This is a genomic window from Amycolatopsis taiwanensis DSM 45107 (assembly GCF_000519205.1).
Taxonomy (GTDB): Bacteria; Actinomycetota; Actinomycetes; order Mycobacteriales; family Pseudonocardiaceae; genus Amycolatopsis_E; species Amycolatopsis_E taiwanensis.
On the sequence record NZ_JAFB01000026.1, the window covers coordinates 1 to 21,161 of the forward strand.

Annotated in this window: 22 protein-coding genes; 12 read left to right on the plus strand and 10 right to left on the minus strand. The window is 67.7% G+C overall.

Annotated elements, in window-relative coordinates:
- Positions 1-10: 10 nt before the first annotated feature.
- The 4 genes from A3CU_RS0120630 to A3CU_RS0120650 form a co-directional block, all read right to left on the minus strand.
- A complete protein-coding gene (locus A3CU_RS0120630) occupies positions 11-1,099 on the minus strand; it encodes an IS630 family transposase (protein ID WP_027943136.1) in 1,089 nt (362 codons plus the stop codon).
- Between the two features lie 671 nt (positions 1,100-1,770).
- Positions 1,771-2,373 carry a hypothetical protein gene (locus A3CU_RS0120640; protein ID WP_052371920.1) on the minus strand — a complete coding sequence of 201 codons (603 nt, stop codon included), beginning with the start codon at positions 2,371-2,373 and terminating at the stop codon, positions 1,771-1,773.
- 1,122 nt (positions 2,374-3,495) lie between these two features.
- Positions 3,496-3,690 (minus strand): hypothetical protein, encoded by a 195-nt coding sequence (locus tag A3CU_RS0120645; protein ID WP_027943916.1) that lies wholly within the window; start codon positions 3,688-3,690, stop codon positions 3,496-3,498.
- Positions 3,691-3,745: 55 nt separating this feature from the next.
- A complete protein-coding gene (locus A3CU_RS0120650; RefSeq protein WP_043841923.1) occupies positions 3,746-4,396 on the minus strand; it encodes an NAD(P)-dependent oxidoreductase in 651 nt (216 codons plus the stop codon).
- Positions 4,397-4,433: 37 nt separating this feature from the next.
- On the opposite strand from A3CU_RS0120650, the gene A3CU_RS45780 reads away from it, so the two are divergent.
- The 3 genes from A3CU_RS45780 (at position 4,434) to A3CU_RS0120660 (ending at position 7,321) form a co-directional block, all read left to right on the plus strand.
- The gene (locus tag A3CU_RS45780; protein ID WP_043841925.1) at positions 4,434-5,063 is read left to right on the plus strand and encodes a TetR/AcrR family transcriptional regulator; all 630 of its coding nucleotides are present in this window, start codon (positions 4,434-4,436) and stop codon (positions 5,061-5,063) included.
- Positions 5,064-5,234: 171 nt separating this feature from the next.
- On the plus strand, positions 5,235-5,597 hold the full coding sequence (locus A3CU_RS52535; protein WP_156960450.1) for a hypothetical protein: 363 nt from the start codon (positions 5,235-5,237) through the stop codon (positions 5,595-5,597).
- A gap of 47 nt (positions 5,598-5,644) precedes the next feature.
- Complete coding sequence (locus A3CU_RS0120660; protein WP_211246471.1) at positions 5,645-7,321, plus strand: carboxylesterase/lipase family protein; 1,677 nt, start codon at positions 5,645-5,647, stop codon at positions 7,319-7,321.
- A gap of 81 nt (positions 7,322-7,402) precedes the next feature.
- Here the strand turns inward: A3CU_RS0120660 and A3CU_RS0120665 are convergent, their stop codons facing one another.
- The gene (locus A3CU_RS0120665) at positions 7,403-8,053 is read right to left on the minus strand and encodes a hypothetical protein (RefSeq protein WP_027943919.1); all 651 of its coding nucleotides are present in this window, start codon (positions 8,051-8,053) and stop codon (positions 7,403-7,405) included.
- A 73-nt stretch (positions 8,054-8,126) separates the two neighbouring features.
- On the opposite strand from A3CU_RS0120665, the gene A3CU_RS0120670 reads away from it, so the two are divergent.
- A complete protein-coding gene (locus A3CU_RS0120670) occupies positions 8,127-8,759 on the plus strand; it encodes a TetR/AcrR family transcriptional regulator (protein WP_027943920.1) in 633 nt (210 codons plus the stop codon).
- A 12-nt stretch (positions 8,760-8,771) separates the two neighbouring features.
- Here the strand turns inward: A3CU_RS0120670 and A3CU_RS0120675 are convergent, their stop codons facing one another.
- The gene (locus A3CU_RS0120675; protein ID WP_043841928.1) at positions 8,772-9,503 is read right to left on the minus strand and encodes a carboxymuconolactone decarboxylase family protein; all 732 of its coding nucleotides are present in this window, start codon (positions 9,501-9,503) and stop codon (positions 8,772-8,774) included.
- 103 nt (positions 9,504-9,606) lie between these two features.
- Here A3CU_RS0120675 and A3CU_RS0120680 point away from each other — a divergent pair, with 103 nt between their 5' ends.
- Positions 9,607-10,248 (plus strand): TetR/AcrR family transcriptional regulator, encoded by a 642-nt coding sequence (locus A3CU_RS0120680; protein ID WP_027943922.1) that lies wholly within the window; start codon positions 9,607-9,609, stop codon positions 10,246-10,248.
- Positions 10,249-10,548: 300 nt separating this feature from the next.
- Here A3CU_RS0120680 and A3CU_RS0120685 read toward each other — a convergent pair whose 3' ends face one another.
- Entirely contained in the window at positions 10,549-10,767 is a 219-nt protein-coding gene (locus tag A3CU_RS0120685) for a hypothetical protein (RefSeq protein WP_027943923.1), read from the minus strand.
- 61 nt (positions 10,768-10,828) lie between these two features.
- Positions 10,829-11,014 (minus strand): class I SAM-dependent methyltransferase, encoded by a 186-nt coding sequence (locus tag A3CU_RS0120690; RefSeq protein ID WP_027943924.1) that lies wholly within the window; start codon positions 11,012-11,014, stop codon positions 10,829-10,831.
- Here A3CU_RS0120690 and A3CU_RS45785 point away from each other — a divergent pair.
- On the plus strand, positions 11,001-11,351 hold the full coding sequence (locus A3CU_RS45785; protein ID WP_052371921.1) for an SbtR family transcriptional regulator: 351 nt from the start codon (positions 11,001-11,003) through the stop codon (positions 11,349-11,351). The genes A3CU_RS0120690 and A3CU_RS45785 overlap by 14 nt on opposite strands.
- Before the next feature lie 18 nt (positions 11,352-11,369).
- Here the strand turns inward: A3CU_RS45785 and A3CU_RS0120700 are convergent, their stop codons facing one another.
- Complete coding sequence (locus A3CU_RS0120700; protein ID WP_052371922.1) at positions 11,370-12,548, minus strand: MFS transporter; 1,179 nt, start codon at positions 12,546-12,548, stop codon at positions 11,370-11,372.
- A gap of 123 nt (positions 12,549-12,671) precedes the next feature.
- On the opposite strand from A3CU_RS0120700, the gene A3CU_RS0120705 reads away from it, so the two are divergent.
- Positions 12,672-13,322: a TetR/AcrR family transcriptional regulator gene (locus A3CU_RS0120705; RefSeq protein ID WP_027943926.1), complete on the plus strand. Its 651-nt coding sequence runs from the start codon at positions 12,672-12,674 to the stop codon at positions 13,320-13,322.
- An 8-nt stretch (positions 13,323-13,330) separates the two neighbouring features.
- Here A3CU_RS0120705 and A3CU_RS0120710 read toward each other — a convergent pair whose 3' ends face one another.
- Positions 13,331-14,434 (minus strand): FAD-dependent monooxygenase, encoded by a 1,104-nt coding sequence (locus tag A3CU_RS0120710; RefSeq protein WP_027943927.1) that lies wholly within the window; start codon positions 14,432-14,434, stop codon positions 13,331-13,333.
- A gap of 92 nt (positions 14,435-14,526) precedes the next feature.
- Between A3CU_RS0120710 and A3CU_RS0120715 the strand changes: the two genes are divergently transcribed.
- From A3CU_RS0120715 to A3CU_RS0120735, 5 genes are all read left to right on the plus strand, one after another.
- Positions 14,527-15,144, plus strand: coding sequence for a TetR/AcrR family transcriptional regulator (locus tag A3CU_RS0120715; protein WP_245617233.1), 618 nt, complete (start codon positions 14,527-14,529; stop codon positions 15,142-15,144).
- A 139-nt stretch (positions 15,145-15,283) separates the two neighbouring features.
- Positions 15,284-15,724, plus strand: a complete 441-nt coding sequence (locus A3CU_RS0120720; protein ID WP_027943929.1) for an ester cyclase — start codon at positions 15,284-15,286, stop codon at positions 15,722-15,724.
- Between the two features lie 260 nt (positions 15,725-15,984).
- Positions 15,985-17,601: a radical SAM protein gene (locus tag A3CU_RS0120725; RefSeq protein WP_043841932.1), complete on the plus strand. Its 1,617-nt coding sequence runs from the start codon at positions 15,985-15,987 to the stop codon at positions 17,599-17,601.
- Positions 17,598-18,392, plus strand: coding sequence for a class I SAM-dependent methyltransferase (locus A3CU_RS53535; protein ID WP_027943931.1), 795 nt, complete (start codon positions 17,598-17,600; stop codon positions 18,390-18,392). The genes A3CU_RS0120725 and A3CU_RS53535 overlap by 4 nt, the downstream gene beginning before the upstream one ends.
- Before the next feature lie 79 nt (positions 18,393-18,471).
- Positions 18,472-20,781 carry a M28 family peptidase gene (locus A3CU_RS0120735; RefSeq protein ID WP_027943932.1) on the plus strand — a complete coding sequence of 770 codons (2,310 nt, stop codon included), beginning with the start codon at positions 18,472-18,474 and terminating at the stop codon, positions 20,779-20,781.
- The last annotated feature ends 380 nt before the right edge of the window (positions 20,782-21,161 follow it).

Below are 21,161 nucleotides of genomic sequence, written 5' to 3' on the forward strand. Positions count from 1 at the left end.
TAGTGCCGCGTCACGCAACGTTGGGTAGGTAATCTGGGCGGCGGATCTTCGAGCCGACTGCGAAGTGACGTTTCGGGTGGCAATGCCGGTTGCGCCACCGGAGATAGCCGGCGATGGCGGCTTCCTGGGCGGCATGGGAGGGGTAGTCGCTGCCATCGAGGGCGAAGTAGCGCAGCGCGGTGAATTCGCACTCGACCCAGTTCAGCCAGGACGCGTTGCTCGGTGTGTAGACCAGCTCGATCCCGTGGTCGGTGCACCAGGCGGTGACCTCGGCTTTGCCGTGGGGTTTGTAGTTGTCGCAGATCAGATAGAGCTTCCCGGTGGGGAAGCGGCGGCGGAGTTGTTTGCAGAAGTCGAGGAACTGCGGCCAGCGTTTGCGGTCACGGAATCGGTAGAACACCTGACCCGAGGTGAGATCGAGCGCGGCGAACATCTGCCGGATACCGGCGTGACGGTTGTATGTGGCGCGCAGGCGTGCCGGCTGGCCGCGGCGGAACCAGCCGTGGCCAGGGCGGGGTTGCAGGTTCAACGGCCCGAACTCGTCGACACAGATCACCCGCCCGTCGACGGGTGGATGGTCATACAGGTTCAGGATGCGAGCCATCTTGGCGGCGAAGTCCGGGTCGCGGCTGGCCTTCCACGTTTTCGTGCGCTGCCAACTGATGCCGGCCTTGTTCAGGATGCGTCGCGCGGTCTCGGCGGAGACGGCCAGCCGGTGGTGTTCGCGCAGGTAAGCGACGAGTTTGGTGAGGCTCCAGGTGGTGAACGGTTGCCCGAGTTCGCAGGGAGCGCTGCGGGCGATGCGGCAGAGGAGTTCGCGGGCGGCCGGACCGAATTTAGCTGGTCGACCGCCGCTCCATTTTGGGTCCAATGCCGCGAACCCCTGCTGGTTGAACGCGTGGATCACCTCCCGCACGTAGTTCTCGGTCGCGGCGAACATGACTGCGATCTCACCGGCGGACCGGCCCTGCACCGACGCGAGCACGATCCCGGCTCGACGCAACCGAACCCGGTCCCGTGTCGACCTGGTGATCTTCACCAAGCGCTGTGCTTGTTCGGGCTCCAACTCGTGCACAAACACCTCGGGCTGACGAGCCACAGGCACCACCTCCCCCGAGCAGCCTGCCAGGCCCGATCAGCGCGTCGAACTATGGGCCATTACCTCGCCAACCTTCTGAGGCGCGGCACTAGGGTCTCCCAGACCCCTGTGTTCCCGTTCCAGGAAGCTGAGTTCCCGTTCCAGGAAGCTGAGTTCCCGTTCCAGGAGGCTGAGTTCCTAGCTCAGGAGCCCGTGTCCCCGATCCAGGACGCGAGTTCGTCGCAGTCGCGGGAGTGGGATGGTCCTGGCGGCGTGCCTGGCAACGTTGCCGGGGTGATCCGGCCTTCGGCATCTGTGTTCCCAAGCCGGAACTCGGGTGCCTAAGCCGGGAACTCGGGTGCCTGAGCCGGGAACTCGGGTGCCTGAGCCGGGGACACGCCAGTGCGGGCGTGTCCCCGGCTGGGGAGGGTTCTGGGTTCAGGTCGGTGAGTTCTGGGTTCAGGTCGGTGAGTTCTGGGTTCAGGTCGGTGAGTTCTGGGGCGGGGAAGGTGAGTTCTGGGTTTGTGACGGGTTCCGGGGTTCGGGCAAGAACGCCAAGATCAGCGCAATCCAACCGACTTCGACCCTGGCCCTAACACGGCAGCCCGACATCGGCCCAGACCTCGTAGCGGATTCTTCTCACTCGTCCATTAAGGATGGTCGTCGTCGGTGAATCCTGCGCGGGGACGCCGCTACGCGGCGGCGGGTGGCGGGATGGCGCCCGCCGTGAGCCCGCGCCGGCGCCGGTAGTAGTGCACCGTCAGGATGCCGAGCAGCGGGCCCCAGGCCGCGAGGGGCGTGTACGAGACCCAGAATGCGATGGTCTGCCAGCCGTGCATGTTCACACCCGTGCCGGGCGTGCCGTTGATGGTCCGGCCCATGGCCAGCATGAACAGCGCATAGGGGAAGATCATCAGTGCCGCGGCACCCAGACCGGCGGGGATCACGGCGGCCCGGACCGGGACCGGCCGTCCGCCCAACCGGGGAATCCAGCGCGGGAAGACCTCGCCCCAGGTGCACACCAGCCCCATGGTCAGAAAGGCCAGCGCCTCGCTGACGATGCTCAGGATGATGACGTACCCCCAGCCGGAGAACACCTCGACACCGCGCCCAGGCGCGTCCGGCGGCGAGAGGGCGGGATCGAGGACCGGGGCGTCGAAGGCGAAGCCGGCGATACGCCAAACGCACGATGGCAGCACGATCAAGGTCGTGGCGTAGGCCGCCCACACGGCCCACCGGGGTGCCTCGGCGACCGGCCGGCCGTGCAGTTTCTCCATGATGCCGCCAGAAGTCATGCGCGCTCCCCGTCAAGAGGGTGCGCGACGGATCGGTAGGTACCCCGCCTCGCACTGACGTCGCCACTCCCACCAGCCATCGGTGGTGGCGTTCGATCCCACGGGCCGCGCCGAGACGGACTCATCTCATCAGGTGTCACGCCTGCAGAGTTTCAGACCAATGCTGAGAGTCTGCTGTGGATCGACCGGGAGGTGCACGCCTTCCCGGCGCCTGGATGAAGGTTCCGCCAGGACCTGTGTTGAAGTCGGCTGGGGTGGGTTGGGCTGATCTTGGCGTTCTTGCCCGAACCCCCGGAACTCGCCCCGAACCCAGAACTCACCTCCCCGAACCCAGAACTCACCCACCCGAACCCGGAACTCACCCACCCGAACCCAGAACTCGCCCACCCGAACCCGGAACTCGCCCACCCGAACCCGGAACTCGCCCTGCCCAGCCGGGGACACGCCAGCAGCTGGCGTGTCCCCGGCTCAGGCGCCCGAGTTCCCGGCTCAGGCGGGCGTGTCCCCGGTCCAGGCACTCGAGTTCCGGCTTCGGAACACAGGGGTCTGGAGCGGGAACACAGCGCCGGCGCCACCCGCTATGACAAACTCGCCACCGCTAGGAAGCCACCGTCCACCCCGCTGCGATCAACCAATGGCTCTGATTGACATTGATACAGACCCTAGGCCCCACCCTCCGAAATTAGTCCATTAAGTACAGTCACGGTCCGCGATCCGCGCCCGTGAACGGTCGGCTGGTCGAATTTGAAGCACCGGCCTCGCAGCCCCACTGGTTCGTTGCGCGTCTGTGGTCGCGATCAACTTGGGTCAATGCAATGTGCTCATGAGAAGGACCATCAGGCTTGACCAGGATGTCGCCACCGCCGCCGAGCAACTCCGTCGAGAGCGACACAGTGGGTTGAGCCAGGCAGTGAACGAACTCGCGAGAATCGGCATAGAGCGCAGCAGAGCTCCACGGCCGTTCCAGCAGCGCACTGACACCTCGGGTTGTGCGTCGACGTCACCAACGTGGCCGAGACACTCGAACTCCTCGACGAGTTGAACGACGCCCGGTGATCGTTGACGCCAACGTCCTGCTGTACGCGGTCGACCGCGATAGCGCCCGGCGAACATCCCGCCGAGTCATTGCTGAGTGATGGCGGTTTCGATGATGCCGACCGCGGTGATCGCGCCGTAAGCCAGCAGGCGCAGCAGGCAGTGATCGGTATATGGGCCGGTGGTCCGCCAGCGAGCGACGTCGTCGTCGGTGATCTCGCCCGGGGCGAGCCCGGCCAGGATCGCGAGCGCGGCGCCGGGCCGGTCGTCCGGTCCGAGCAAGACCAGGAGTTCCGCCAGCCACTAGTAGATCAGTAATGGGGATACGGAGCTTCGGTCAGCTGGCGATGGAGATCGCGGCGCCGGTCGGAGCGGCCGGGTCGGTGAGCGAGCGCAGGACGTAGTCGGCCAGGTCTGCCCGGGAGGTGCGGAGTCCGCCCCGCACATTGCGGTCGATCGCGGTGCGATAGGTGCCGCTGGCGGGTTGATCGGTGAGTCTGGCGGGACGCACGATCGTCCACTCCAGACCGCTGGCGCGGACGATCTCCTCCATCCGGCGCTTGTCGGCGGCGGTGTGCTCGAGCACCTTGCCGAGGATCGGCTTGAGCAGGAAGCGGCTGAACGGTCCGTCGCCGTCGGTGGTGACCACCCCCGCACTCAGCACGACGAGCCGTCGCACGCCTTCGGCTCGCATGGCCGTGATGATGCTTGTCGCACTGTCGGCGCAGACCGTGGTCGGCACCCGTCCCGCCCGGGAGCCCAGTGCCGACACGACGGCGGCGCTTCCGCGGATGGCCGGGGCGATCGCGGTGGGGTCCATGACATCTGCTCGCAGCACCGTCAGCCGGGGATGCGTCCAGTCCAGCCGGGCCGGGTCCCGGACCACCGCGGTGACCTCGTGGCCGGCTTCACAGGCTTGCTGGAGTATCTGGCGGCCGGTGCCGCCGGTGGCGCCGAAGAGCGTGATGCCACCCGATATATCTGACATTCTGTCAAACATAACCACTTTTACTATCCTTGACAACATGCCAGAGCTAACCGCTCCCCGGCGTCGGCGACGCCGCACCGATGCCGAACGCAGCGCCAACGCGATCCTGCACGCGGCCGTGGAGATCCTCGCCACCCAACCGAACGCGAGTGTCGAGGACATCGCCACCGCGGCCGGCGTGAGCCGTCAGACCGTCTATGCGCACTTCAAGACCCGCGAGGCACTCATCAATGCGGTGATCGACGCGATCACCCGCGAAGCGGTGGCCGAAATGGACGCCGCTCGGTTGGACGAGGGACCCGCCGCGGAGGCACTGCTCCGCCTGCTCGACGCCAGCTGGCGAACCCTCCGGCGCTACCCGCTGATCCTGGGCGTCGCCACCCAGTCCGCCGACGCCGAAGCCGATCATCACCGCCACCGGGCGGTGGCGGACCACCTCGACCGCGTGCTCACCCGAGGCCGGCAATCCGGCGAGTTCGCCGGCGATCTCAACGCCCGCTGGCTCGGCACCGCCATCATCAGCCTCGGCCACGCGGCGGGAGATGCGGTGCGCACGGAACAACTCCCCCTCGACGAGGCCACCACCGCCTTGGCCAGAAGTGTCCTGCGGATCTGCGGCGTCAACCCACGCACGATCACGAAACTCGTCGACGCCACGCCGCGCTGAGGTGACGATCGCCGTGCTACGGTCGGCGGCGATGCGCACCGCGGATTCCCGGTCATGGCGGGAGATCATTACCGAGCGCGCCGGCTGAGCCAGGAAGCCGGCGTGCCGCACGCCTGCGCTCTCCGGGACCTGGCCGGAGCTCCCTCTCGATCCCAGCCGAGGAGACCCGCCATGCCCCCTGCAGTTGTCACCTGCGCACGCACCTTCGTCGCCCATGTCACCGACCATCTCGATGGAGCAGCACGGGTACTGACCTTGGTACGCGGACGGCGCTACCCGGTACGGAGCTTCGCCGTCGACATCTGTTCCGAAGCAACCGTCAGCGAAGTACGCCTCACCGTCGTACTCACCGCGCCGGACGCCGAACTCCTCGTCCGGCGCCTTCGTCGCATGCCGGCAGTACTCTCGGCCACGGCCGTCGGATTGCCCTCCGAGGCTGCGCCGGCCCCAGGGCAGGAACCTGCTTCGCTGCCCGTACTGCCACAGGCGGTACCGATAGCGGGCGATACTCCCGAAGCCGTAGTGGCAAAGTAGCTTCTCGGCCGACGACAGCGCACCGACCGGAGGCGAGACTGGCGGGCGTGCTCGAATCTGGTCTGAACCGCAAGAAGCTCGCACGCGGAATCACTCGGCTGTCCTGGGTGTGGCTGCTCGGCAGAGCGTTCATCCGCCTTGTCCGGAACCGCAAGCGAAACCGGCGCCGTGTCGTCCTGAGCGCCTTGGCGCTCGTGGTCGTTCCCCTTGGGGCATCGATGGCCATGGCGGCGACCGACCCGGCGATCGTCGATACCGATGACGGTGCGTTGCGCGGGGCCGTCGCCAGCGATCACCGCACGTTCTCCGGAATCCCCTTCGCCGCACCGCCGGTCGACAACCTCCGCTGGCAAGCGCCACAACCAGCCGTGCCGTGGCCGGGAATCCGCGACGCGACCCGGCCCGGCAGCATGTGCGCGCAAGCGGGCTGGGTGGATGGCAAGGCTGCGCAGATCGGTAGCGAGGACTGCCTGTACCTCGATGTCACGACACCGAGCCGCGGAACCGGCCTGCCGGTCATGGTGTGGATTCCGGGCGGCGGCTTCGTGCAGGGGGCCGGTGACCAGTACGACCCGGCGAGACTGGCCGCCACCGGCAACGTCGTGGTCGTGACGATCAACTACCGGCTGGACGCATTGGGCTTCCTGGACGATCCGGACTTCGGCGATGACCCGGACGCCGGGAACTACGGCTTGGCCGACCAACAGGCGGCGCTGCGCTGGGTGCGGCACAACATCGCCTCGTTCGGCGGTGATCCAGGCAATGTCACGGTCTTCGGCCAGTCCGCGGGCGCCTTCAGTATCTGCGCGCACCTGGTGGCACCGGCCTCACGTGCCCTGTTCGACAAAGCCATCATCCAAAGTGGACCGTGTGGCAACTCGTTCGTCACCGCTGATGTGGCGCGGAAGCGTGGGAAAGAGGTGGCGGCGCGGCTGGGATGCGCCACCGGTGATGTCGCCACGTGCCTGCGCGCCAAGCCGGTGAACGAACTCGTCGGCATCGACGGAGATCACGTGTTCACCTCGACCGACAGGTTGCGCGACATGCCATGGACGCCGGTCGTGGGCACCCCGGTACTTCCCGAACAACCACTGCAGGCACTGCGCGACGGCCACGCTGCCCGGGTTCCACTCATCCAGGGTGCCACCCGGGACGAGATGCGACCGTTCGTGGCCTTGGACTACGACGTCAAGGGAACTCCGGTGACCGAGGCGGAATATCCGAACATCATCCGGCAGGTCTTCGGCGCGAAGGCGCGACTCGTCCTCGAGAAGTACCCGCCGTCGAACTACCCGAGTCCCGGCATCGCGCTCGCCACCGTGCTCACCGACGCCGGGCGCAAGGTCGGTGCCTGCACCACGCTCCCGGCCGACACGGCGGCGGCCGCTCGTATGCCGGTCTATGCCTACGAGTTCGCGCAGGACGACGGGTTGACGATCGGCGACTTCCCGATGGGAGCGGCGCATTCGGCCGAGTTGCCCTACCTGTTCGACGGGTCGTTCGGGTCCGCGCCGCTGCCCCCCACCCCGGATCGGCAGCTCCTTTCGCAACGCCTGATCTCGTACTGGGCCCAGTTCGCCAAGACGGGCGACCCCAACAACTCCGAGGCACCACCGTGGCCGGCCTACCACCCCGGTCAGCCCCTGCTGTCCATCAAAGCCGGTTCGGACGGCATCGGCCTGGTGGACCTGGCCCGCGAACATCAGTGCCCGTTGTGGTCCTGACGAGCCTCGGTCTTTGGACCGCCAGCCGCGTCGGCGCCTGGCGGTCCGGTCGGTCGTCGCCACCCGATCACGTCCGACGAGCTACCGGCCCAGCAGGCTGATGCCGTAGGCGACGATCCACGTGGCCCAGCCGAGCCAGCCGATCAGGCCGACCCGCGCGATCTTGTTGGTACCGCCGGTGTTGTAGGGGCTGGCTGCCGCGGAGACGAAAAGCAGGGCAGCACTGGCGTAGCCGAGCCACGTCTGCCAACCGGCGATCAGCCCGGCGTTCGCTCCGGCGGCGGTGAAGCCGATCAGTGCCGCGCTCAGGAACACCTGGTTGAATCCGAACAGCACATTGCTCAGGCTCCACAGTCCCGCCACCGATCCGCGATCGCGCGCGGCGGCCGAGGCGAGACCGAACCGGAGCGCCTCCACGACGGTGAAGGTGGCGTTCTGCATGAGCACTCCGGCGAAGCCCACCAGCGCCCATGCCCCCGGGCCCGCGTCGCCGTGCCAGAGCACCGACAGCAACCCGGAGGCGAACACCGTGAGGAACAGCCACGTGGCCGGCGCCAACACCGACGGCCTTTTCAAGGCGTCGCCGACGGAAGCCAAGGCGGCCGTGACCTCATCCAGGCTCTGGCCCGAGTTCGGGAGCGGCAGCCCGCCACGGATGTAGCCGGCGTTGACGACGATCGCCACCAGCACGAACCCGATGCCGCCCAGGCCCGCCAGATCAGTGAAGCTCACGAGAACACCTCCGCGTGTCGTTTTACGGGTGCTATATTCAATATAGGCACCGTAAGACAAGAGAGGTCGAGCAGTGACCAAGCCGGAGCAGGAAGGTCGCCGTCGCTACGACTCGCTGCGGCGGCTGACACAGGCGCACCAGACCCGCGCCGGGATCGCCGACGCCGCCCGCCGGTTGTTCGTCTCGCACGGGTGGGCGGCGACCACCGTGCGGGACATCGCGCGCGAGGCGGGAGTCTCCGTGCCCACCGTCTACGCGGCCTACCGGAACAAGACGGGACTGGTCCAGGCCCTGGCCGATGCCGCGGACCTCGCCGCCGACCTGCCGCGGATGCTTGACGAACTGGAAACGGCCCAGGACCCCAAGCGGCAACTGGCCGCCATGGCGGGCTACGACCGGCGGCTGTTCGAACGCGCCGGCGACCTCATCGCGCTGATACGCGAGGCCGGCCGCACCGAACCCGAACTCGCCGACCTCTACGCTCAAGCCCGGCGACAAGCCGACCAGACCCGCATCCAGGTGTTCTCCGCCTGGCCGCCGAACACCCTCCGTCGCGGACTGGACATGTCTACCGCCGTCGACATTTACGCCACCCTGTGCAGCATCGACGTCTACAACACGCTCACCGCCGAACGCGCCTGGCCTCCCGATCAGGTCGAGCAGTGGTGGGGCGAAGCACTTGCCCGCGAACTGCTCGGCCGATAGGCCCGGCCATCGTCAGTCGGTGGCGTCGAGTTCGGCGAAATAGGCGTTGAGCGCCTTCCAGCCGTGCCAGGCCCTCGTCACGCCGAACTGGGCGTTGAAGCGCAGGGCGGCACGGACGTCCTCCCGGGAGGCGCCGCCACGCAGGGCCCGGCCGACGTGCGCGTGAAACGTCTCGTCCAACGTCTGGTAGTGCACATCGATGCTCAGGCTCGCGAATCCGCGCTCCCGTTCGGACAGCGTGTCCGGGCCATGCCCGGACCGCATCCTGGATTGCAGGTCGAAATGCTCGAGGAAGTGGGCGTCGAGCTCCATCAGCTGGCCGCGGACCACGTCCGGCAACGGGCTCGGCGCCGCGCCGGGTCCCGTCGTAACCAGTTCTTCGGCCAGCGGTTCGACCTCGGCGGGCGCGATGCCGTGCCGCGCCTCGAACTCGGCGAGCCGTTCGAACCCCGCGGTGGCCGCGTGATATCCGCAGTCGTAGGAGATGAAACGCAACAACGCCCGAACGTCCGAAGTGGACACGCCCTGTGCCAGACCGGTCCGGACATGTGCCTCGAACGCGAAGCCGAGGCTCGGCTGGCAGACGTCGGCCACCACGCACAGGAAGGTCTTCTCGCGCTCGGTCAACTCGGCAATGGCCCGCGCGTGCCCGGCCGTGGCGCCGACCATCTGGGCGAACATCGGGTCCACCTCGGCCAGCCGCTCCAGGTTCGTCGCGGCGAACGTCTCGATCGAAGTGCTCAAGGAAACTCCTCATCAAGAGAAAACAAGCGTAGCGCTACGGCTGTAGCCTTTTGATTAGGCTACAGCCGTAGCGCAATGCTTGTCCAGCTACACTTGCGAGGACATGAACGAGACCCGGAAGCCCGCTGCCCGACGGCGACCCAACGCGCGCGGGAAAGGTGAGCAACTGCGCGAGGAGATCATCGTCGCCGCGGCGCAAATGCTCGATGAACTCGCCGACGACGAGGCCCTGTCCCTGCGTGCCGTCGCGCGTGCCGTGTCGATCGCCGCTACCTCGGTCTACCTGCATTTCCCGGATCGCGACACACTCGTACTGGCCGTCCTGCAACGCTGTCACGAGGACCTGGTCAAAGCAGGCGACGCGGCGGCCACGGCTTCTGACAACCCGGCAAGCGCGCTACGCGCGCGGATCCTGGCGCAGGCCGCGTGGGCGCAGCACCATCCCGGCCTCTACAAGGTGCTGCACGAAAGCAAGGTGCACCGCCGGCTCGGCATGCCGTTCAAGAAGGTGCTCGTCGAGCGCACCACGACCGCCGTGCAGGCTTGCATGGATGCCGCGCTCGCCCCGGTCGACGACGCTGCCGTCGTCACTATCGACCTCCGCACCGCCGTGAACGGCATGCTGGCGCAGCGCATCAACGAGCCCGACTTGCCCTGGCCACCCGCCGACGAGCAGATCGACCGGTTCCTCACCAAACTCGTCGGGCTCACCCCACCGAAACCTGGCGTCGCCCGGTTGTCGTGATACCCACGGACTGTCGTCGACCACGAGATCTGGAGTCGTGCTCGTGGTGGCCCGCATGGGAGGCCGCTTCGGCATGCTTGCTCTTGTTCCAATGGAACAGCCCTCCATGGCGCAGACCCGTTCCTCCGAGGACCACCTGCCTGCCCACAGCGATGACCTTCACCGCGATGAGAACCAGGACGATGTTGGTGCCCCAACTGGCCCACGCCGAGGACGCCAGCACGCCACCGAGCAACCCGGCACGGCGACGGCCAGCGCGACGATCCCCGCTAGGAGGAGTACGTGACCGCGCCGGCGCGGTCACGCGCCAGTGTTGCTCGGCGCGGCAGGAGCGCCGTACGTGCCACCCCGGGCGAACCGGATAGTCCCCGATGTATCGGACCAATCAACGTGTTCGACGGCCAGCTTGCCGCCTTGGAGCAGGTGCGGCATCCGGCTCATCTGCTTGACGTGCTGGCAAACCTGGCCGAGGTAGCGGCTGGCCCGGTCGGTCGGGATGTGGGCGTCGGCGGTCGGCATGGAAGTCCTTGTCCGGAGATTTCTGGAGGATTGGTCTGGAGCGGGAAACTCTGACGCGGTTTCAGCACCGGGTCAGCGTCGCGAGCCAGGCGCGAATGCCGTCCGGGTCGGTGGTGATTTCCATCGTGGCCGGTTGCAGGTGTCGATCCTGAGCCTGCGCAAGGGCGTTGCCGGCCAGTTCGATTCCGATGGCCGCCGAGCCCAGCCCGGCGGTCAGGAGGACATGCTCGCCGGTGCCACAGCCCACATCCAGCACCCGGCCGGATATCGCGCCGGCTTCGGCCAGCTCCCACCAGATCCGCCGCCTCCACGACACCGCGCTCTGGCGATTCCTGCACCGCGACGAGAACCTCGCCGACGCGCAGCAGCGACTCCACAACCTGATCGCCGGCCTCATCGCCGACGCCGCCCGAGCCGGAGACCTCCGCAGCGATACCCCGCCCGCCGAACTGGCCACCTATTGCCTGCACGCCCTCAACGCCGCGAGCAGCCTACCCGCCAAGACGGCCGTCAGCCGCCTGGTCACCCTCGTTCTCGACGCGCTGCGCCCAACATCCGCGAAACGGTCAGCGCGCGGAGCGTGAGGCGTTCCGGCATCGATCTCAGACGATCACAAGGGTGGCAACGGCTGGACCGAAGGCACCGCCGAGCTGGTAGCAAAGAGTAAACAGGCTCAGCGCGGTGGCTCGGTGCCGCTCCGGCGTGTCCCGACCGGCTCGCGGCGCATACCAGGCCATCCCGGCAGTCGCCGCGAACACCGCGAAGGCGGTCGCCGCCGCGTAAGCCGGCGGCCAGCCCGTCACCGGTAGAGCCACGGCGATGGCACCGGCGGTCAGCAGGGTGGCCCGGCCGGGCGACACGCCGAGCCGGGACGTGTACCTCGTGAACAGCAGCGAGGCCATGGAGCCGACCGCCAGGGCGATCAGCGTCGCCACCCCGATCTGTTCGGCCGGCCAATGATGGTCCAGGAGCCGGGGCACTGTGTAGAGCAATGCGAAGTAGGACGTTGACAGGGCGCACGCCACCGACGCCGAGGCGAGGAACGCCCGTGACCGCAGCAGCGGTTGTGGGACGAAACCATCGGCGTGCCAACGGATGTGGCGGGCCAAGAGGATGCTCGCCAGGACCGAGGCCACCAGCGCCTGCGGCGGGAACCGGGGAATGAGAACCAGGGCGCTGGCCAAGCCCAGCACCAGCATGATCCCCAGCGGGTCCACGGGTGTCGCGTCGTCCTGACCGCGATGGGCGGGCACCCGGCTCAAGACGACAGGGACCGCGAGCAGCGCGACCAGCGACAGACACAACGGCAGTCGCCAGGAGATCTCCGAGAGCGTCGAACCGGCCAGCGGACCGAACGCACCGACAAGACCGATCCCGGCGGTGACCGCACCGGTCCGCCGGGTCGTTCCGGCCAGGCCGATGGCGAGGGTGACCAGACCGCCGCCACCGGCGGCTTGGGCGGCACGTCCGGCGAGCAGGACCGGCAGGACGGGAGCAACGGCCACGAGCAAGGTTCCGAGCAGCACGAGCGCGGCATTCACCAGGACAGCGGTCCTGGTGCCCCGAGCTCGCAGCAGCCCGGCGGTCACCGGAGTGCCGATCACCACGGCCCAGCCGAAGGCGGTGGCGGTCCAGGTCGCGTCGGCGACGGTGATGCCCAGATCCCGCGCCAGGCCGGGAATCACCGTGGTGGTGCTGTTCGCACTGAGCGAGGTCGGGGTGGCGAGCAGCGCGAGAACGAGAACTGGAATGCGCCTGTCGCAGGAGGCCTGATTGATCACCTCGTCAATCTACACCGACTAGTGCAATAGATACACCAATCAGTTTACTTTGGCTTGGCAGCCAGCAAGGCGCGGCGGCACCCGTAGGCTGCACCGAGTAGGTCCCACGCGAAGGGGTTCCCGATGAGCGGTCGCCAGCACGAACTGTCCGGCAGGCCGGAGAAGCGGCGCGCCATCACGCAGGCTGCGCGCAAGATGTTCGGGCAGGACGGCTACACCCGCGCCGGCGTCGACGCGATCGCCGCCGAGGCCGGCGTGTCCAAACGGACCATCTACAACCACTTCGCCGACAAGGAGCAGCTGTTCCTGACGGTCGCGCTCGAAGGAGCCGAAGAAGTCACCGCCGCCATCGCGCAGATCATGGACCGGCACCTGCGCAAGATCGTGGACCTGGAACAGGATCTGATCGACTTCTCTCTCGATCGCATCGCCGCGGTCACCGCCTTCCCCGACCATTTCGCGCTGGTCCGGACGATCGAGGCGGAAGCGACCCACCTCCCCCGGCCGATCCTCAAGGCATGGATCGACGCCGGGCCACAGACCGCGCACCTGCGCCTCGCGCCCTACCTGCGCCGGATCGCCGACCGCGGCCTGCTCGACATCGACAACGCCGACCGGGCCGCCGCGCACCTCACCCTGCTGACCATCACGGACGTGAACCAGCAGACCTTCTACGGCGCCGTCCGGCTACCCGAGGACGAGATCACCAAGATCGTCACCGCTGGGGTGCGGGCATTTCTCCGCAGCTACGCCCCCAGCTCCACGCCTTCCTGATCGACGGGTCAGATGCCGCCCGGCCACAGGCGGGCAACGAGGTTGCGGGTCGCCAGGCCGAACCGAGTCTTCGGCACGAGCAGCGCCGCGGCCCGGTTGAAGCCGCGTTGTTTCGGCGTGACGAGGGCGCGGTGGGTGGTCTCGTACTGGCGGAAAGCGGCCGCGTGATCCGGCTGGCCGGTGAGCGCGGTGGCCAGGATGTGCGCACCGGCGATGGCAAGGCTCGAGCCGTCGCCGAGCAGTGACAACGAGGAAGAGGCGTCGCCGAGCAGCGTGATCCGGCCCCGTGACCACGTGGGCAGATCAACCTGGCTGACGGCGTCGAAGAAGAGGTCGTCAGCGGCCTGCACCTGGGCGAGCAGCTGCGGGACACGCCACCCGAGGTCGGCATGGGCCTCGGTGACGATCCGCTTGTGCTGGTCCAGGTCACGGTGGTCGAAGCCCTTGACCTCGCTGCGGAAGATGAAGGCGACCATGGCTTTGTCGCGGGACGGGTGGATGCAGACCAGCCGCCCGGGAGTGTTCTGGATCAGTACGTCGTGCGGGTGGTCGACGGGCTCGCCAAGCGGCGTCGTCGCGACGTAAATGCCGGTGGGGCGGACGAAGTCGTACTCGGGGCCGAAGACCAGGCGGCGGACCGCCGAGTGCAGCCCGTCCGCGCCGATCACCAGATCGAAGCGGCGGGGCGCGGCACGGTCGAACGTGACGTCCACGCCGTCTTCGTCCTGGCGCAACTCCGTGATCGTGTCATCGAAGAGAAATTCCGTGTCGTCGCGCGCAGCGCGGTACAAGACGTCGGCGAGATCGGCGCGCGGTATCTCGATCTCGTCGCCGCGGGCCGCACCCATGGCCACCGTCGCCACCCGACGGCCGGCGGCGTTGAGCAGCCGCATTCTCCTGGTCCGGGTGGCGACCGCGCGCAGGCTGGGCAGGACACCCATCGCTTCGGCCACCGGCAGGGCAGGACCACGAACATCGACGGGGCTTCCGCTGGAGCGCTGGCCCGCGGACCGCTCCACGACGGTGGGCCGGAACCCATTGCGCGCCAACCAGAAGGCGAGTGTCGAGCCGGCCACGCCGGCTCCGGAGATCAGCACGTTGCGAGTTGTCATACCGAAGACGTTAACAGCAGTGAATGCAAAGTTGCAATCACTGCATATTTGCCGTGAATGCTGCTTCGCAGTGAGTGTCGTAAGCTGCTGGCATGGCTATGTCTCTTCGTGACCGCAAACGCGCCCGCACACGCCAAGCACTGATCGACGCGGCGACGGAGTTGTTCACGCGCAACGGCTACGACGAAACGACAATCGCCGACATCGCGGCTGCGGCCGACATCGGCGCCAGGACGTTCTTCAGCTACTTCGCCAGCAAGGAAGAACTGCTCTTCCCGGAATCCGACGAACGCATACAGGCGGCCATCGACGCCATCGCCACGCGCACCCCGGACGAAGGCCCGGCCGACGTGCTCCTGCGGGCGCTGCGCGACACCGGCAACACCAGCGACGACCTGGTCAGCCCGCTGGCGGCGTTGCGCCTGCGGTTGACCCAGACCGTGCCGGCCGTGCGGGGGCGTGCGCTTCAGCTACAACTCGATGCCCAGCGCGAGATCGCCCGGCATCTGGCCGAGGCCTTCCCGGACCAACTCGATCAGGTCGGCGCGGCCGCGCTCACCGGCGCGTTCATCGGGGCCATCGCCGGCGCGCTCCAAGCCCTGCTCGACGAGCAGGGCCAGGCCACCGATCCCGCCGCCCTGCGAGCCGCGGCCCAGGCCGCCACCGATTCGGCACTGGCCCCGTGGCGGCGGCACCTGGGCCGAGACTGACGACGGCCGGATCCGGTAAGTGAAGGCGCAGGGCTTCGGTGAAGGCGTCGGGCGGCGCTGTCATTAGGCTGGTGATGATCATGGTCGCTTCGGGCGGGGCGGCGTAGCCGGGCACCGGAGTGCCGAACCAGGAGGAACCATGCGCAGTGCAGCCACCACCCACGACACCGCCCAGGTCCTGTGGGAGAAGTGGACCGCCCTGTGGAACGGCGACCTGTCCCAGGCAGAGCAGGTCCTGGCCACCGACTTCACCCTGCATGTCGCGGTCGTCGGCGCGGACGAAGGCACCGTCCAAGGCACGCAAGGCCTGGTCGACTGGATCAGCCTGCTTCGCACCCTGTTGGGCGGACCGACCTTCACCGTCCAGGTCGGCCCGCTCATCGATGGCGACCTGCTCTGTGGCCGCTGGCAGATCCAGGGCCACTACGCGGGCGGAATGCCAGGCGCGACCGCCGCCCCCGGAACGCCCATCGCCTTCACCGGAACCGACATCCTCCGCGTCGACAACGGCCTCCTCGCCGAGTACTGGCTCAACTCCGACGTCCACGTCATGTCCGCACAACTCGGAATCATCGCCTGACCTACGACATCGCGATCCCACTGCGGGCGGCGCGACGAACCGGCACGGGCCATGAGCTTGTGTTCCACGCCAGTCGATTCCACCGCCTCGCGGAGATCTGACAGGTGGTTTGCCACACTCACCTTGCTCGATCTTGGTGAAATTGTCGTTCAGTGGCCTGCACAATGTCCGCCTGCTGACATTTGTGCTGCGCGCGTCGGTGCCGGCTGGTGGGGTTGTGCGTCGGCACCTGATCACGGACCTCGACCTGGGAGCGGCTGATGGCAGAGCGGAAACGGGATCGCGAGGAGGTTTTCGTCGAGTACACCAAGAGCATCTGCCCGGTGTGCAAGGTCGTGCTCGACGCACAGGTCAACATTCGCCAGGACAAGGTCTACCTGCGCAAACGTTGTAAGACTCACGGCGAGTTCGAGGCACTGGTCTACGGCGACGCGCAGGCGTACCTGTCCTCGTCGCGGTTCAACAAGCCGGGCACGATCCCGCTGACCTTCCAGACCGAGGTCCGCGATGGCTGCCCGTCGGACTGCGGGTTGTGCCCGGAGCACAAGCAGCACGCGTGCCTGGGGATTATCGAGGTCAATACCAACTGCAACCTCGACTGCCCGATCTGCTTCGCGGATTCCGGTCACCATTCGGGCAGACAGGCGGGCGGGTATTCGATCACGCTGGAGCAGTGCGAGCGGATGCTGGACGTGTTCGTCGAGTCCGAGGGTGAGGCGGAGGTGGTGATGTTCTCCGGCGGAGAACCCACCATCCACAAGCACATCCTCGATTTCATCGACCTCGCGCAGGCGAAGCCGATCCGCAACGTCAACCTCAACACCAACGGCATCCGGCTGGCGACCGACAAGCGGTTCGTCGCGGCGCTCGGGGAGCGCAACGGCCGGGGCGGCAAGTCGATCAACATCTACCTGCAGTTCGACGGCTTCGACGAGCGCACCCACCTGGAGATCCGGGGCAAGGACCTGCGGGAGCGCAAGCGGCAGGCGCTGGACAACTGCGCCGAGGCCGGGCTGACCGTCACCCTGGTCGCCGCGGTCGAGCGCGGGCTGAACGAGCACGAGCTCGGCGACATCATCGAGTTCGGGCTCGCGCACGCGGCCGTGCGGTCGGTGTCGTTCCAGCCGGTCACGCACTCCGGGCGGCATGTCGAGTTCGACCCGCTGACCCGGCTGACCAACTCCGACGTCATCGGGCTGATCGCGGCGCAGCGCCCGGAGTGGTTCGGCAAGGACGACTTCTTCCCGGTGCCGTGCTGCTTCCCGACCTGCCGCTCGATCACCTACCTGCTCAGCGAAGGCACCCCGGGACAGCCGGACTTCGGGGTGGTGCCGATCCCGCGGCTGCTGCGGGTGGAGGACTACCTGGACTACGTGTCGAACCGGGTGGTGCCCGACTACGCGATTCGCGAGGCGCTCGAAAAGCTGTGGAGCGCCTCGGCGTTCATGGGCACCGACACCACTGAGGAGAAGTTGCGTGCTGCGGCGGAGGCGTTGGACTGCGCGGATGCGTGCGGGGTGAACCTGCCCGATGCGCTGGCGAATCTGACCGACCGGGCATTCATGATCGTGGTGCAGGACTTCCAGGACCCGTACACGCTCAACGTCAAGCAGCTCATGAAGTGCTGTGTCGAGGAGATCACTCCGGACGGACGGCTGATTCCCTTCTGTGCCTACAACTCCGTGGGCTATCGGGAACAAGTACGCGAACAGATGTCCGGAGTGAAGGTCGCCGACGTGGTGCCGAACTCGGTCGAACTGCAACCGTTGCTGGTCGACTCGCCCTACGGCTCCAAGATTGCCCGCAACGGCAATGGGAACCGGTCGGCGATCGCGCCGGATACCACCAATGTGGGCCAGCGGGCGGTGCGGGAATGAGCACGCCGGCCGAGATCAAGGCTTGCTGCGCCGCCTCTTACGGCAACGACGCCGTGGCGCTGGTGCTGGGTGAGTCCTACCATCCCGGCGGGCCGGCGCTTACTCGTCGGCTGGCCGAGCGGCTGCGGTTGCGCGGTGGCCAGCGGGTCGCCGACATTGCCTCCGGTCCCGGCGCGACCGCGCGGTTGCTCGCGACGGACTACGACGTCGCCGTCGATGGTGTCGACCTTGGCGAGTCCACAGTGGAGCATGCGCATGCGGTGACGGCCGAAGCTGGGCTGGCCACCAAGGTGCGCTTCCACCTCGGTGACGCCGAGCGGATTCCACTGCCGGACAACACTTTCGATGCCGTGTTGTGTGAGTGCGCCTTTTGTACCTTCCCGGACAAGGCCACCGCCGCAGCCGAGTTCGCGCGGATACTGCGGCCTTCAGGCCGGGTCGGCATCACCGACGTCACCATTGCCGAGTCCCGGTTACCGGAGGAACTGACCACGTTGGCCGCGTGGGTCGCCTGTATCGCCGATGCCCGTCCTCTGGCGGAGTACGCCACGATTCTGGAGCAGGCGGGGTTGCGTGTCGTGCACACCGAGGCTCACGACCCGGCGATCGCGCGGATGATCGACGAGATCGACGCCCGAGTACGAGTGCTACGGATGACCGCGTCCGCCCGGCTGGCCGAGGCCGGGGTGGATGTCGACGCCGTGCTGCGGTACGCGGCGCTGGCCAAGCAGGCGGTCGCCGACGGGCTCATCGGGTACGCCCTGCTCGTTGCCGAGAAGCCCGTTCCGTGACAACACTGCGGTAAACCACACCCCGATTGTGCGGTTTACCGTGTACCGGCTGGTCTTCGCCCCGCATAGCCTCGCCTCCGTGATCGAGAAGCTCATCGAAGTACCGCGCCGGGTAGTCACCGGAGTGGCTGTGCTGCTGGTCGTTGGGGCCGTGGTGGCGCTGACCGTGATGGCCGAGGGCAGCGGTCAGCAACCGGTCCCCGTGTCCTCGGCGGACCGGTTCAGCGCCGAGCGGGCCATGACTGATCTCGCGCGGTTCGCAACCGAGTCACGCCCGTTGGGCAGCCCGGCCGGCGACCGGGCGCGGGACTACCTCGCCGGCCAGTTGCGGTCGGCCGGCTTCTCCGTGGAGATCCAGCACGCGATCGGGGCCGAGGCGTCGACCGGACTCGCGAGCTTTGGCCGGGTCGACAATGTGGTGGCCACCCTACCCGGCCGGCACTCGACCGGAACGGTCCTGCTGGCCGCCCATTACGACTCCGCCGCGATGGGACCCGGCGCCTCCGATGACGGCGCTGCGGTCGCCGCGATGCTGGAGGTCGGGCGGATGGTCAGCCGGCAGGGCGGGCTCCGCAACGACCTGGTGCTGCTGTTCACCGATGGCGAAGAGGACGGGTTGCTCGGTGCGGAGGCGTTCGTCCGGGAACACCCGTTGGCCCGTCGGGGCGGCGTGGTGCTCAACTGGGAGGCACGTGGCGTCAGCGGACCGTCGCTGATGTTCGAGACGTCGAAGGACAACGCGGAGCTGGTCTCGCTGTTCGCCGGCGCCGTGCCGCATCCCCGGGGCGATTCGTCGATGGTCGAGGTCTATCGGCTGCTGCCCAACAACACCGACTTCACCGCGTTGTCGGGGGCGGGCTTCCTCGGGTTGAACTTCGCCAACATCGAGAACTCGTCGTACTACCACACCGCCGGCGACTCCATCGACAATCTCGACCGCGGCAGCTTGCAGCACCACGGCGAGAACATGCTCGACCTGACCCGGTCACTCGGCGAGGCCGACCTGCCCGGGCTGCGGTCCGACCATGACGCGACCTACTTCCGGCTCTCGGGCGTCATGATCACGTACTCGAACGCGCTGGTTTGGCCGATCGCGGTGCTGGCTGTGCTGCTGGTGGCCGCGTTGGCGTTGGTCGCGCGAGTCCGGCGGTTGGCGAGCGTGCCACGGATGCTGCTCGGTGCCGCGTCGGCGGTGCTGCCGCTGGCCGGGTCGGTGCTGCTCGGGCAGGTCTTGTGGTCGATCCTCGTCGGGCTGCGTCCCGGTTACGACCTGATGGGCGGGTTGCTGCACCGCCCGCTGGCCTACCAGGTCGCGCTCGCCGCACTGGCCGCGACGGCGTTGCTCGGCTGGTACCTGCTGCTGCGCCGCCGCCTCGGTCCGGCCGCGCTGGCGACCGGTGCGCTGGTCTGGCCGGCCGCGCTGGGGGTGGTGTGCGCGGCGATGGCACCGGGTGCGTCGTTCCTGTTCGCCCTGCCGGCGTTGTCCGTCGCGACGGGTGCCCTGCTGGCGACGCTGCCGGTGCGGTGGTCCGCGTGGCCGGCCGTGGCGCTGGCGCTGGGGTCGCTGGTGTCCGCGGCGTTGCTGCCCGCCCTGGTCCACAACCTGTTCAACGGGATGGGACTGGCGTTCGGCGGTGCCGACGCGGCCGTCCTGGCGCTGTTCGGCCTGACGTTGCTGCCCGTCGTCGAACTGTTGTTACCGGCCCCGACCATCCGTAGCCGGGCTACCGTCGCGGTTCCACTGACGGCGATGGTACTGGCGACAGCCATGGTGGCTGCGGGACTGGTGGTGGACGGCTTTGACGCGAAACACCCTCAGCGCGCCCACCTCGCGTACGTGCTCAACGCCGACACCGGCGAGGCAAGCTGGGTCAGCGGAGAGGCCGACCCGACCGACTGGACCCGGCAGCACGTGAAGGACCACGACGTGTCCCGGCTGCCACCCGGCTATGCCCGAGGCCAGTTGTGGACCGGCCCAGCCGACCCGATAACGGCCGAGGGCCCGAAGGTCGAGGTACGAGCGCGCGAAGGTGACACCGTCACGATGCACGTGACCTCCCTACGGTCGGCGACATCGCTGGTCCTGCGAATCGATCACGGAATCGACAGGGCAACCGCTACCGCTCCCGGCATGACACCGGTAACCCTGGACATCGCCGGTGTACGCGCTAACACCTGGCCGGGAGAAATCCGCTTCCGCGACCTGCCACCAGAGGGAGTCGACATCGCCCTGCGCAGCCCTGGCACAACCCGGATCCGGGTAACGGCGATCGATGAAACCCACAACCTCGCCGACGCCCCAGGCATTTCCCCCCGCCCCGAGGACACTGTGGCCTCAACCCGAGAAGACGGCAATCTGATAGCGGTAGCACGAACCTACGAACTCTGAACAACCCCCAGCCATCGCGACAGCCGTCATCGGCGGACGGATAGGGGTGGACCGGTCGACCGCGAACGTGACCTCAGGTTCGGCGGCTCCAGAAGCCGCCGCCGGGGCGGGGTTCGGGTTCACCCTCGATCGTCACCTCGCGGTAGAACGCGACATGGTTATTGATCCGCCGGGCCAGTGGGCTCCGATGCCGGTAGGACCAGGAGGACTACTCAAACGCAAGATCGGCACCCATGGTGACAGGCAACGATGCTGCACGTGGGCGGGGACGCAAGCCGCCGTCATGGCCGGCCATCGGCCGACGACGAGAAGTCACGGCCTGGCTACCCGAACACGTTCTCAAGAACGCTGTCATGTCGCTGACATTTGGACATCGGCAG